The following is a 13,583-nucleotide window of genomic DNA, read 5'->3' as shown; positions in this document are numbered from 1 at the left end:
AGCGCTGGGCTAGAAGTCAGTTCGTGGTGACGGTGACGTCGACGAAGACATCGCCGTCACGGATGTCGACGGCGTAGACGTCGACCGGTTCGGTGGCGGGCAGCGAGGAGGGCTTGCCGGTCTCCAGGTCGAAGCACGACCCGTGCAACCAGCACTCGATTCCCTTCCGGGAAACGTCGCCCTCGCTCAACGACACCGCCGCGTGTGAGCAAACGTCCGCGAGCGCGTGCACCCGCTCGCCGCTGCGCACCAACACCACATCGACGTCGTCGACGTTGGCTGCGAAGGGCTTGCGTTCGTCCAAATCAGACAGTGCACACACGCGAATCACGCCCCGACCGCCTCGAGCTCAGCCTCGATGGCGGCCTCGAGGCGCTCGCGCACCTCGGGGACGGCGATCTTCGCGATCAGCTCCTGGAAGAAGCCGCGCACGACGAGACGACGTGCCTGCTCCTCCGGGATGCCGCGCGCCTGCAGGTAGAACAGCTGCTCGTCGTCGAACCGGCCGGTGGCGCTGGCGTGGCCCGCACCCTCGATCTCGCCGGTCTCGATCTCCAGGTTCGGCACCGAGTCGGCGCGCGCGCCGTCGGTGAGCACCAGGTTGCGGTTGAGCTCGAACGTCTCGGTGCCCTCGGCCGCCACGCGGATCAGCACGTCGCCGATCCACACGGTGTGCGCGCCCTCGCCCTGCAGCGCGCCCTTGTAGACCACGTTGCTGCGGCAGTTGGGCTGCGAGTGGTCGATGAACGGGCGGTGCTCCTGGTGCTGACCCGCGTCCGCGAAGTACAGACCCTGAAGCTCCGCGTCGCCGCCCTTGCCCGCGTACTGCACGACCGGCGTGACGCGCACGACGTCGCCGCCGAGCGTGACCACGGTGTGCTTGACGGACGCGTCGCGACCGAGCTTCACGTGGTGCTGCGAGACGTGCACGGCGTCGTCGGCCCAGTCGTGGATCGCGATCACCTGGAGGTGCGCGCCGTCCGCGACGACGAACTCGACGTTCTCCGCGTACGCGCCGGAACCGCGGTAGTCCAGGACCACCGTGCCCTCGGCGAACTGCGAGGCCTTGACCACGATGTGGCCGTAGGCGACCTGCTCAGCACCGGCGCCGGTGACCGTGACGGTCGTGGGCTCGGACTTCGCGTCGCCGGGCAGCGTCACGACGGTGGCGTTCTCGAAGGACGTGTACGCCTGGGCCGCGACGCGGTCACCGGGAACACCGGCCTTGCCGAGGCGGTCGTCGTCACGACCGACCGTCTCGACGGTGACACCTTCGGATGCGTTCACCTCGACGGCAGCGGAACCCGTTGCCGCAGCGCCTGCGTGCAGACCGGCAAGACGCTTGAGAGGCGTGAAGCGCCAGATCTCCTCACGACCGCCCGGCACCTCGAACGCGTCCACGTCGTACGACGTGAAGTGCTCCGCGCGCGAGGTCACCGGGACGACAGGACCGTGGGAGTGAGGTTGAGTCGACAGGGCGGCCATGTCAGCCGACGGCCCCTTCCATCTGCAGTTCGATCAGGCGGTTCAGCTCGAGGGCGTACTCCATGGGCAGCTCGCGCGCGATGGGCTCGACGAACCCGCGCACGATCATGGCCATGGCCTCGTCCTCGTTGAGGCCGCGAGACATCAGGTAGAACAGCTGGTCCTCGGAGACCTTCGAGACCGTGGCCTCGTGGCCCATCGCGATGTCGTCCTCGCGGACGTCGACGTACGGGTAGGTGTCCGAGCGGCTGATGGTGTCGACCAGCAGCGCGTCGCACTTCACCGTGGACTTCGAGTGGTGCGCCCGCTTGTTGACCTGGACCAGGCCGCGGTACGACGTGCGGCCACCGCCACGCGCCACCGACTTCGACACGATCGTCGAGGAGGTGTGCGGAGCGAGGTGGACCATCTTCGCGCCGGCGTCCTGGTGCTGGCCCTCGCCCGCGAACGCGATCGAGAGGACCTCGCCCTTGGCGTGCTCGCCCATCAGGAAGACGGCCGGGTACTTCATGGTGACCTTGGAACCGATGTTGCCGTCGATCCACTCCATGGTCGCGCCCTCTTCGGCCTTGGCGCGCTTGGTGACCAGGTTGTAGACGTTGTTCGACCAGTTCTGGATCGTCGTGTAGCGGCAGCGGCCGCCCTTCTTCACGATGATCTCGACGACGGCCGAGTGCAGCGAGTCGGAGCTGTAGATCGGCGCGGTGCAGCCCTCGACGTAGTGCACGTACGCACCCTCGTCGACGATGATCAGCGTGCGCTCGAACTGGCCCATGTTCTCGGTGTTGATCCGGAAGTAGGCCTGCAGCGGGATCTCCACGTGCACGCCCTTCGGCACGTAGATGAACGAGCCACCGGACCACACCGCGGAGTTCAGCGCGGAGAACTTGTTGTCACCAGCGGGGATGACCGAGCCGAAGTACTCCTTGAACAGCTCCGGGTGCTCCCGCAGACCCGAGTCCGTGTCGAGGAAGATGACGCCCTGCTCCTCGAGGTCCTCGCGGATCTTGTGGTAGACGACCTCGGACTCGTACTGAGCCGCGACACCGGCGACGAGGCGCTGCTTCTCAGCCTCGGGGATGCCCAGCCGGTCGTAGGTGTTCTTGATGTCCTCGGGCAGGTCTTCCCAGCTCTGGGCCTGCTTCTCCGTGGACCGCACGAAGTACTTGATCGAGTCGAAGTCGATCCCAGAGAGGTCGGCGCCCCAGTTCGGCATCGGCTTGAGGTCGAAGAGCTTGAGCGCCTTCAACCGGTAGTCGAGCATCCACTGCGGCTCGTCCTTCTTCGCCGAGATGTCGCGAACGACGTCCTCGTTGAGGCCTCGGCGGGCGCTCGCGCCGGCAGTGTCCGAGTCGGCCCAGCCGAACTCGTAGTTGCCGAGAGACGCGATGGTCTCTTCCTGCGTGAGCGGAGACTGCACCGTGGTGGGCGTGCGCTGCTCGGCAGCGGCAGTCATGCGGGCTCCCCTCCATCATCTGGGATCCGTTGAACGTTCGGGATGTGCGTCGTGCACACGGCATGGCCGTTTGCGATCGTCGCGAGGCGCTGTACGTGAGAACCGAGGAGGTTCGCGAAAGCTTCCGTCTCGGTCTCGCACAGCTGGGGAAATTCAGACGCCACGTGGGCTACCGGGCAGTGGTGCTGGCACAACTGCTCGCCCACGCCGACGTGACGTGCCGACGCAGCGTAGCCCTCCCTGGTCAGCGCGGTCGCAAGGGCCTTGACCCGTTCGGCGGGTGTGGCCTGCGCCACGATCGCCGCTCGGTGACCCTCGACGAGAGCGTCGACACGACTCTGAGCGAACGCCTTGACCGCTTCTTCCCCACCCGTCTGGGCGAGGAACCGGATCGCGGCGACCGCAAGGTCGTCGTAAGCGTGGCCGAACCGGGCGCGTCCGGCGTCAGTGAGCAGGAAGAGCTTCGCGGGACGACCACGACCGCGCTGGGTCTGACGGGGTGCGTCCCTCGTGAGTGCCTCGCCGTCCGCGAGCAGTGCGTCGATGTGACGGCGCACGGCCGTGGGGCTGATGCCCAGTTCCTCGGCGACAGCCGCCGCGGTGACCGGACCCTGCTCCAGCAGGAGCCTGGCGACGGCGCGCCGAGTCTTGCCGTCGTGCTGCGGCACGGCGTCAAGATGGGTCTCGGCGTTTTTCACAACACCAGTGTTGCGTATTTAGCCGGAGGTCGCAAAGATCGCGGCTACAGGGTGACCTGACTCACGGCTGAACGTGGCTGGATACGCTGCCGCCATGCCCACTTCCGGCGGAGCCGTGACTCCGGAGAGCGACCTCTTGAACGGTCGAGAGCGTCGTCAGCTGGACATCGTCCGTCGCTGGGGCACGATCGGCGCGCTGCTGCTGACCGTCGGATCCCTGGGTGGCGGTGCCGCCCCGATCTACTCGCCGCTGTACGGCGTGCCTGTTCTCGGGCTCTTCTCGCGGATGCCTTCGGTCGCGATGGGAGTCGTCTGGACCGGCATCTTCATGATCGTCTCGGCGTGGATCGCGCTGGGCCGGTTCGTGCGGCCGGGGCGGGCGCGGCTGGCGTCGCGCAGCCAGCTGGACCGCACGCTGCTGATGTGGACCGTGCCGCTGGTCTTCTGCGTGCCGATGTTCTCCCGCGACGTTTATTCGTACTTGGCGCAGAGCGAGATCGCCGCGCGCGGGCTCGACCCTTATGTGCTGGGTCCGGCCAACGCGTTGGGCGTCGACCACATCCTCACGCGCGGTGTGCCGAACATCTGGCGTGAGACGCCGGCCCCGTACGGGCCGCTGTTCCTGGCGTTCGGCCGGATCACCGCGATGATCACCGGCGACCACGTCGTGTCCGGTGTGTTCGTGCACCGGCTGCTGGTGCTGTGCGGCCTGGCGATGATCGTGTGGGCGCTGCCCCGGCTGGCCGCGCGCTTCGGGGTGCCGCCCGTCGGCGCGTTGTGGCTGGGCGCCCTGAACCCGTTGGTGCTCTTCCACATCGTCATCGGCGTCCACAACGACGGCCTGGCGTTGGGCCTGATGCTCGTCGGCCTCGAACTGGCGATGCGCGGCCTCGAACCGTTGAAATGGACGTGGATCACCGGCGGCGCCGCGATCATCGTGTGCGGCGCGATGGTGAAGATCCCGGCGATGGCCGCGCTGGGCTTCCTCGGCGTGATGGTGGCCCGCAAACTCGGCGGCCGGTTCAAGGACCTGGCCCTGGTGGCCGGCGTGATGACCGTGATCGCCGCTGTCGGCGTGGTGGTGATCTGCCTCGCCACCGGCTTCGGCTTCGGCTGGATCTCGACCCTGGACGTCGCCTCGACCGTGAAGTCCTGGATGTCACCGCCGACGGCCCTGGGCATCATGGGCGCGGGCATCGGCATCACGCTCGGCCTGGGCAACCACACCGACGCGATGGTCGCCGTGGCCCGCATCCTCGGCCAGGGCATCTCGGTCGTGATCACCGTGATGCTGCTCTGGTGGAGCTTCAAGGGCCGGATCAAGTCGATGAACGGCCTGGGCGCCGCACTGGGCGCGATCCTGGTGCTGGGCCCGGTCCTGCAACCCTGGTACGTGCTGTGGGCGGCACTCCCCCTGGCAGTTGCGGTGGTGGGCCCGAAGTTCCGCACCTTCGCCATGGTCACCTCGGCGATCATCGCGGTCGTGCTGCCGCCTACGGGGTCGGCGTTCGACGGCCGCGCCTACACGATCCCGCAGGCTGTTGCCGGGGCTGTGATCACGTTCGCGATCTGCGTCCTGATCGCTCGCAAGCGGGTCGGTCCGTTCCTCAAGTCCGATCCGGCGGCGTGAGGGACTGGTTTTCTGTTCAGTCCGACTCTTCGCTGGCTTCCTTGCGCGTTTGGACTGAAAAGCATGACGGGCTTTGGTTGCGCCATCGCCGCTGGCGCGTCGATAGCGATTGGGACTTGACTTCGAGTCCCTTGCGAGGCGCTTGTTCGGGCGGAAAAGGTCAAGCGCCAATCGCTTTGCGTGCGTGGTTGTGTTTTGCGGTTGGGCGGCGGTCATTACCGCTACCCAGATCGCATGGTTCATTCGGCTTCACGGGAGTGTCCTGGGCCGGTTCACACGATGGTGTTTTCTTTTTCGTGTGATCTGGTCGTGATCTTGCAGTAGAGTCGAACACGTGAGCGAAACCCCCGTCCAACTCCTCTCGACTGACGCGCTGCTGGCCAGTGTCGTCAGCCGGGAGAAGAGGATGCGGGTTGAGCTTTTCGAGCAGATGCAGGAAATCGCCGAGTTGGAGCGGCGCGGAGCCGGGCCTGAGCTTGGCTACAAGGACGTGGCGTATGTGTTGCAGCACGCGATTCGCTGCGACCGCAACACCGCCAGGCAAATGGTCGCTAATTCGGCGTTGTTGAGCAGCACGATCACGCCAACCGGCAGCGAACTCGCCCCCGAACTTCCGTTGACCGCCGAGGCGGCGGCCGAGGGGGCGTTGTCGATCGCGCATGTCGCGGAGATCGCCAAGGCGATGAAGCACCTGCCCGCCGAGGTCGAGAACCTCGTGGTGGACGTCGCGCGCGAGAACGAGCCTCTCGCCGTGCGCGATTTCGGCAAGGGCCTGGCCTACGGCCTGTATCAGGACGATCCCGAGCCAGCCGCTCCCAAGCAGGAGCGGCTGGTCAACCAGCACTACCGTCGCTGGCGCAAGGACGGCATGTTGGAGATCCGGGCGTTGCTGGACGCGGTGACCGGTGCGAAGTACGAGGCGCTGATCGACCCGCTGGCCAAACCCCGCCCCGCCAGCACCAGCGCAGACCCGAACACTGCCGAACCCGGCGCCGACCCGCGCCCTCGCTCCGAACGCGAAGGCGATGCCCTGGCCGAGCTGGTCGACCTGATGCTGCGTGCCGACCAGCTCCCTGCACACGGCGGCGAGCCAGTCACCCTCACCGTGACGGTGAACTACGACGACCTCGCCGACCAGACCGGCCAGGCCCTGCTGGACAACGGTGAGCGCATCCCGGCCGACCAGATCCGTCAGCTCGCCTGCAACGCCGGAGTGATCCCCCTGGTGCTGGGCGGGGCATCGCAGCCGATGGACATCGGCCGCAAGACCCGCACCTTCCCCGCCGGAATCCGCCGAATCCTGGTAGCCCGAGACCGAGGCTGCGCCTTCCCCGGCTGCACGAGACCGCCCCGGCACTGCGACGCCCACCACATCCAGCACTGGGCCAACAACGGCGACACCTCGGTCGACAACGCCGTCCTACTCTGCCGCCATCACCACACGCTGATCCACCAAAGCGAGTGGGAAGTGAAGCTCGTCCACGGCATCCCGACGTTCTATCCGCCGCCATGGCTGGACCCGGAACGAAAACCAAGACGCAACCTGATTCACGCCGCCGCCTAACCGCAAGCCGGGACGTCGTGAGCGGAATCATTGTGCGCCGAGCCATGAGCGGACAACGCCCCGCGCGGCACGCGCGGCTATCTCGCAAAGCCGAAGGCAAGCGGCGATGGCGAAGCCGAGCCGAACGAGAGCACAACAACGCGAAACACCGGTAATAACCGCCGCCCGAACAACCCAACGCAACCACGCACGCGAAGCGATTGGGGCTTGACTTTGGGTGCGAGGTGCTACCCTTTTCGGATCGGGCGGGTGCGGAGCATCCGACCTTTTCCGCCCGAACAAGCGCCTCGCAAGGGCCCCGAAGTCAAGCCCCAATCGCAATCGACGCGCCAGCGGCGATGACGAAACCAAAGCCCGTCCGGTCTTTGACCCGCGCGCCCACCCACGCAAGGCGACAGAACGCACGGCACGCGGCCAACCCCGCTGGAACCGCAACCGGATCAGTAACCACACCCGTTCGGCGGACGACCTTGTACTCAGGGGAAGATCGAAGCCGGAGGGGGTGATGCGGCATGACCGAGCAACAGCCCATGTCGCGCGAAGAGGTCCGGTTCGCCGTCGTGCTCAACGGCGGGGTGAGTCTCGCTGTCTGGATGGGCGGCGTCGTACTCGAACTGGACCGTCTGACCAGGCCGAACACCACGTACCAGCCACTACTGGATCTGGTCGGCTGCACGGCCAGAGCGGACGTGATCGCGGGAACGTCCGCGGGCGGCATCAACGGCGCCGCGCTGGCGCTGTCCCAGGTCAACAAACAGGCAGACCTGAGCAGGCTGCGGGATCTCTGGGCCGAGCAGGGCCGGATGGAACAGCTCCTGAGGACACCGTTCCGCGGCGAACCGGCGAGCCTTCTCAAGGGAGACGAGTTCTTCCTCCCGAGACTCCAGGAGGCGCTCGCAAGACTCACCACAGACTTCCAGCCGACCGAGCCCGACCAGCGCCCGATCGACCTGCGCATCACGACGACGCTGCTGGGCGGCGTCCCGACCATCACCTACGACGACCTGGGCCAGCCGCTGACCCAGTCGGTTCACCAGGGCAGCTTCAACTTCCGGAGAGATCCCTACTCCTGGGTGAGCGACGAGACCAGGGACGATTTCACTCAGGAAGCCCTCAACGACCGGGTCCTGCAGCTGGCGCTCGCGGCCAGGAGCAGTGCGAGCTTCCCGTTCGCCTTCGAACCGAGCTTCATCCCCGTGGGACAGAAGACGAGTGACCGCCCGGACATGGCGGATGTGGCGAGCTGGTCCAACGGCGGCGACCGCTCAAGGTTCGCCGTCGACGGCGGCGTGCTCGTCAACACCCCGACCAAGGAAGCCCTGGAGGCCATCGACCGCATGCCGGCGGACGGGCCGGTCCGCAGGGTCATGCTCCTGGTCTTCCCGCACGCCGAACCGCTGGGCTCCGAGCCGCAAGCAGACAGCCTCGACAAGGGTCCGACGACCGTCGCCTCCGGGGCCAAGCTCCTGAGCGCCATGTCGAGCCAGGCCAACCGCACCTACGTCGAGAAGATCGAAGACCACAACCGCAGGGCCGCGAGCTCCAGGGGCGGCCGGATGGCGTTGCTGGAACGGTTGCACGCCAACGACGACAACGTGGTGGACGAGGTCTACTCGTTGGCGGACAAGCTCTTCGGCCACTACGAGGACGTCGAGATCCGGCTGGCCGCGCGTCAGCTCACCGCGCAGCAGTTCGCGCTGCCCAAGGGGAATCCGGCGAACTGGTCGTTCGAACGGGCGCGCAGGGCCGCTGAGTCCGCGCAGCGCAAGTGGAAGAAGACGCAGGGCGTGCTGCCGTACGTGCCGGGCGTCAAGCTGCCCAGCCCTGTCTGCCGCGAGGGTGTCGGCTGGGAGTGGGGCATCACGATGGCCGAGCGTCTGGGCGCGTCGGCACTCGACCTGCTCAAGCGGATCGTCTGGGTGGTGCCTGAGGACAAGGCAGAGCAGACCACCAAAGCACGACGCGAGCTGCACAAGGTGCGCGCGGAACTGCGACGGCTGCGCACGGAGTTGTTCGCGTGGAAGCCGTCCGACTCGCTCGGCCAGGAGTACTGGACCGGCAGGCTCGCGAGCTACCACGAGAACATGATCGACGGGCACCTCGGCCTGGAGGTGAAGGCGCAGATCGCGGAGATCGGCCGGATCGTCGGCGAGGCGCAGCAGGTGATCACGAGTCTCGACGAGCACCGGCTGAAGCTCGGTGGGCTCGTCTGCTGGCACGCGCTGCTGGACCAGCGGCAAACGGAACAAGAAGCAGGGCTCAGCGCACCGGAACGGTGGCTGAGCAGGTTGCTCGCGCTGGAGATCGCGGGCACGTGCCTGTCCGACGACGCGTCGACAGGGCTGGACACGCCGGTCGAGCTGGTCCAGGTGTCGCTGCAGACCCGCAACGCGTTCGCCCAGCAGTCGATCACGGCGGACGACAAGGCGGGCGGTGCCTCGCTCAGCCGGTTCTCCGGGTTCCTCAAGCGGTCGTGGCGGGTCAACGACTGGATCTGGGGCCGGCTCGACGGCGCCACGATGCTGTGCCGCGTGCTGTTCGATCCGCGGCGGCTGCGCAGGATGGACCTTCTCGGACGGCCGGAAAACGACGAGCGCACGCCAGAACAACGCGCTGAAGCGGTCGTCAACACCGTCATCGAGCACATGTTCGGTCCTGAGCTGCCGATCCAGGTCGCGAACTGCGCGGAAGAGGCCAAGAAGGAGTTGCAGGGCATCTACGAGGCGGACCACGAGCTGTCGCCGTCCTCGATGAAGCTCGCCGAACTGGCCGCGTGGGGCCTGCACTGGCGCATCATCTGCGAGGAGCTCCCCCGCCTCCGCGCCGCCATCATCGCCGACCGGGGCGACGGCGCGGACAAGCGCTCACGAGGCGAGCTGTTCCTCGAAGAACACGCGGACCTGCTGCGACGGCTGGAGTTCCCGCAGGAACATACGGTCACGATGGGCATGGCCGCGCTGAACGCGTTCGACCGCGCCGGAATCGGCCGCGAGCCGCTCACCCAGGAAGCCGCGTCGGACCAGATGATCCGCACGGCAGCGACAGCAGCGGCCGTCGCGGTCACGGTCGCCGACTCCGAACGCGCGGGCCTCGCCGCGGTCAGGCCGGTCACGCGCGCGGTCAGAGGTGCCGCGCTGCTCCCCTACTGGACGATCACCGGCCTCACCAGAGGCGGGAACCTGGCCCAGTTCCTGGGACTTCTGGGGCTGGCGGTCGGCGGCGCGCTGGTCGTGATGGCGTTGTTCGGCATGCTCCCGACGTGGGCGGCGGGTCCGGGCGCGGCGATCGGCGCGGCGTGTCTGCTCGGCGCTTTCGGTTACGCGGCACTGAGAAGCGGCACGATGCTGCACGGCCTGGTGCTGCTCTCCCCGGTGATCCCGTTGACAGCCATCGCGATCGACCGGTTGCCGGACGACCGCTCGCAGATCACCACGGGCACGGTCACGGTGGCCGGGGTGGCGCTGGTCGTCACGGCACTGCTGGTCCTGGGCTCGCTCCCGGCACCGATCCGCACCCCGCTCGCGGTGCTGGCCGACTTCAGGCCGATCGAGATCATCAAGCGCCGCTGGAAGCAGGCAGCGACGGCACTGGCCGCCGCGGCTCTCGTGTGGGCGATCTGGCAGTTCGAGCTGCACACCAAGCCATGGCTGGTGATCCCGACTTCGGTCCTCTGTGGAGTGTTCGGCGTCTACATGGCGCTCACGGGAGGCAAGTCGCTGCAACGTTGGCGCCGCGTCGAAGGCGAGTGGGGCACCGAGCGGGCCGAACCACCCGCCGCGGCCACGGCGGGTTGGGCCGTGGTCTACGGCATCGGCTACCTCGCGGCGGCCGACGTCCTGCTGGTCATCAGGCCTAGCGGCTGGGGCTGGCAGGCGGTGATCGGCACGGCGCTGGCGTTCGGGCTGACGCTGCTGCTGATCACGTCCTGGTACGTGCCCCGGGTCGAGCGCCGCAGGATCCGCCTCCAGCTCGTGAACGAGGCGATTCCGGCGATCTACCCGGACGGCTCCGACATCGCGGAGCTGTTGCGCGAACGGCTGGAGGGCCACGCGTCGCTCTACCGGTTCCTGATCAACGGAGAGGGAGAGGGCGAGCACCCCACGAGGCTCACCCTCTCCCAAACGGGACTCGTTGTCGCGCAACGGATCGAGGCAAAGCTCCGGCAACAGGAGCTCAGGCCGCCAGTGCGATGACGGGCACCGTGCGGCCCATCGCCCGTGCGTAGAGCGCCTCGAAGCGCTCCAGGGTCGCCGCCAGCGCGTGGTGCGAGATGATCTCGCTGCTGGCGGCGCCCATCCGCGCCCGCATCGGCGCGTCGTGCACCAGCGTGTGCAGGCGCTGGGCCAGCTGGTTCACGTCACCGGGCTCGAACAGCCAGCCGTTGCGGCCGGGGTGCACGAGGTGCGGCAGCGCCATGGCGTTCGCGGCGATCACCGGCTTGCCCGCGGCCATCGCCTCCATCGTCGCGAGGCTCTGCAGCTCGGCCACACCGGGCATGACGAACAGGTCGCAGCGGGCGTAGGCGTCGAGCAGGTCGTCCTCGGACACGAAGCCGTGGAACCGCACGCGATCCATCACCCCGAGGTCGCGGGCCAGCAGCTCCCACTCCGCCTTGCACGTGCCGTCCCCGACGATCTCCCCGAACGCGCCGGGCACCCGAGCCAGCGCCCGCAGGAACTCGTCGACGCGCTTCTCCTCGTCCAGCCGGCCGACGAACAACGCCGTGGGGCGGTCGTTGTGGACGACGGAACGCTGGTAGCGGGCGATGTCGATGCCGCACGACACCGGCACCGCGCGTTCGGGGAATCCGCTCTCGTGCAACAGCTGCACGGCACGCGGCGTCGGCGCGGTGACGACGTCGGCCCGTCCGAACACGCGCGCCAGGTCGCGGTAGGCGAACTTGCGGGACAGGCCCTGCAGGAACGCCGGCACGTGCGCGTGGCTGAACAGGTTCTCCGGCATGAAGTGGTTCGTGGCCAAAGTCGGAATGCCCTGAGCGACGGCGGAGTTCAGGACGAACCGGCCCACCACGAAGTGCGCTTGGACGTGCACGACGTCCGGCTTCAACGACTTGATCAGTTCGTCGGCCTCGCGGGAAGCCTGCCACGGCAGGCAGAACCGGAAGTCCGGGTAGAACGGCAGCCGGTGCGATCGCAGCCGGTGCACGGTCACCCCGTCGATCTCGGTGGCCCTCGGCGAGTCCGGGGCGATGACGTGGACGTCGTGGCCGCGAGACGCGAGACCAACCGCCAGACGCTGTGCGAAACGCGCGGCTCCGTTGACGTCCGGCGGGAACGTGTCGGCGGCGATGACGACGCGCAGCGCGCTGGAGGTGTTCACGGGAAGCTCCGTTCGAGTAGAGACACGAGGTTGACGAGCGAGGGCGAACACACCGCTGGCTGCGGCGAGCGCGCAGGCGATCAGCGCGGCGCCGGTCCACACGGACAGGTGCGCGGCCTCGCCGAGCAGGAAGGCGCCGATGCCGACCGCGACCAGCGGATCCACCACGGTCAGGCAGGCGACGGCGAGATGAGGAGGCCCGCCGGCGTAGGCGTGCTGGACGAGCCAGCCACCCACGGCGAGCGACAAAGCGATGCCGAGCACGGTCACGAACTGGGCGAACCCGAACCCGCCCTGCTGCACCGCCTGCGAGACGGCGCGCATGAGGACGGACACGTACCCGTACGCGACACCACCGGCCGATGCGAACGCCACGGCACGAACGCGCGCGTTCGTAGTGAGAGCGGCGACCACCCCAGGTACGGCGATCGCGCCGAGGACGACGAAACCGGCCGTGAGCTCGGCATCGGGTGCGATCTGGGTCGCAGTCGCACTGCCGGAAGCGAGGAACACGAACGCGCCGACGCCCACGGTGGTGATCAAGATCGCGGGAAGTTCGCGGAAACGGCGGTCCAGCAACGCCGTCATCCCGATCGCGATCACGCCGATCGGCTGGACGACCGTGAGCGGCGCCATGCCGAGCGCGGCCGCGTGCACCCCGGCACCGGCGATGAGCAGCGCGAGGCCGGCGAGCCAGCGCGGCTGCTTGAGAACGCTGACCCGTGCCCCGGTCTCGGTGACCGCGTCGTGCTGCAGGCGGGCCGCGAGCGCGAAGCACACGGCGCCGAACACGGCGAGCGTGATAGCCAGCATGGTCATGTCGTGCGCCTCACCTGTAGGGCCGCGATGGCGAAGAGAAGTCCGTAAAGGGATGCGAACAAAACGCGTTCGGTCAGTCCGCGCGCCTCGAATCCGGCGAACGAAACGTGACTGACCAGAAATGCCGCACTCGACACGCTGGCCGTTATTGCGATACCGAGAAGGGCCGGAAATTTGCGCGCGAGGAGCACGCCCGCCGCCGGCAGCGCCACGAACATGACCGCGCCCGCGTACCGGTGGATGTAGCCCGACACCGACGTCGGTGCTCCCGTCGGGTCGGTCGGGAAGATCGTCGAGACCGTCAGCCCCGCCGACCACAATCCGATCAGCCACCGCGCTGACCTGCCAACTCCCCTCAGGTTGACAGCAAGTAACGCGGAGACGGCCGCGAGGCTAAGAGACGTCGCGGCCAACCACCCCGTGCCGTTGCGCACGAACACGTAGTCGCTGATCACGTCCGTGACCGGGTTGAGCTGCCCTGCCGACACGACATGCAGGTAGAAAATCGGGACCAGTGAGAACACCAGTCCCCCGACCACCAATCCCCGCCTGTTAGCCCCCGACTCGAACACGTCAAAAGTCTCTTGTGAT

At 67.8% G+C, this 13,583-nt stretch carries 9 protein-coding genes; 3 read left to right on the top strand and 6 right to left on the bottom strand.

The features are described from left to right. Positions 1 to 16 precede the first annotated feature (16 nt). From AB0M24_RS43770 to AB0M24_RS43755, 4 genes are read right to left on the bottom strand one after another with little or no spacing between them, the layout of a single operon-like run. Positions 17 to 322, bottom strand: coding sequence for a non-heme iron oxygenase ferredoxin subunit (locus tag AB0M24_RS43770; RefSeq protein ID WP_363780379.1), 306 nt, complete (start codon positions 320 to 322; stop codon positions 17 to 19). 5 nt (positions 323 to 327) lie between these two features. Then, positions 328 to 1,485, bottom strand: coding sequence for a Fe-S cluster assembly protein SufD (gene sufD, locus AB0M24_RS43765; RefSeq protein ID WP_363780377.1), 1,158 nt, complete (start codon positions 1,483 to 1,485; stop codon positions 328 to 330). A 1-nt stretch (position 1,486) separates the two neighbouring features. Next, entirely contained in the window at positions 1,487 to 2,941 is a 1,455-nt protein-coding gene (gene sufB, locus AB0M24_RS43760) for a Fe-S cluster assembly protein SufB (protein ID WP_363780375.1), read from the bottom strand. Beyond that, positions 2,938 to 3,639 (bottom strand): metalloregulator ArsR/SmtB family transcription factor, encoded by a 702-nt coding sequence (locus AB0M24_RS43755; protein ID WP_363780373.1) that lies wholly within the window; start codon positions 3,637 to 3,639, stop codon positions 2,938 to 2,940. The genes sufB and AB0M24_RS43755 overlap by 4 nt, the downstream gene beginning before the upstream one ends. A 94-nt stretch (positions 3,640 to 3,733) precedes the next feature. Between AB0M24_RS43755 and mptB the strand changes: the two genes are divergently transcribed. From mptB to AB0M24_RS43740, 3 genes are all read left to right on the top strand, one after another. Next, positions 3,734 to 5,269: a polyprenol phosphomannose-dependent alpha 1,6 mannosyltransferase MptB gene (gene mptB / locus AB0M24_RS43750; protein ID WP_363780371.1), complete on the top strand. Its 1,536-nt coding sequence runs from the start codon at positions 3,734 to 3,736 to the stop codon at positions 5,267 to 5,269. Between the two features lie 334 nt (positions 5,270 to 5,603). Next, entirely contained in the window at positions 5,604 to 6,833 is a 1,230-nt protein-coding gene (locus AB0M24_RS43745) for a DUF222 domain-containing protein (protein WP_363780369.1), read from the top strand. Positions 6,834 to 7,345: 512 nt separating this feature from the next. Next, positions 7,346 to 11,026 (top strand): patatin-like protein, encoded by a 3,681-nt coding sequence (locus AB0M24_RS43740; RefSeq protein ID WP_363780367.1) that lies wholly within the window; start codon positions 7,346 to 7,348, stop codon positions 11,024 to 11,026. Here AB0M24_RS43740 and AB0M24_RS43735 read toward each other — a convergent pair. Both AB0M24_RS43735 and AB0M24_RS43730 read right to left on the bottom strand, forming a co-directional pair. Next, positions 11,007 to 12,992: a glycosyltransferase gene (locus AB0M24_RS43735; RefSeq protein ID WP_363780365.1), complete on the bottom strand. Its 1,986-nt coding sequence runs from the start codon at positions 12,990 to 12,992 to the stop codon at positions 11,007 to 11,009. The genes AB0M24_RS43740 and AB0M24_RS43735 overlap by 20 nt on opposite strands. Continuing rightward, positions 12,989 to 13,531 carry a DUF998 domain-containing protein gene (locus tag AB0M24_RS43730; protein ID WP_363780415.1) on the bottom strand — a complete coding sequence of 181 codons (543 nt, stop codon included), beginning with the start codon at positions 13,529 to 13,531 and terminating at the stop codon, positions 12,989 to 12,991. The genes AB0M24_RS43735 and AB0M24_RS43730 overlap by 4 nt, the downstream gene beginning before the upstream one ends. Between the last annotated feature and the right edge of the window lie 52 nt (positions 13,532 to 13,583).

It is taken from the genome of Lentzea sp. NPDC051838, from assembly GCF_040681245.1.
In the GTDB taxonomy this organism is placed as follows: domain Bacteria; phylum Actinomycetota; class Actinomycetes; order Mycobacteriales; family Pseudonocardiaceae; genus Lentzea.
The sequence above is the reverse complement of the archived record's forward strand: the minus strand, read 5'-3'. Positions and strand labels throughout refer to the sequence as shown.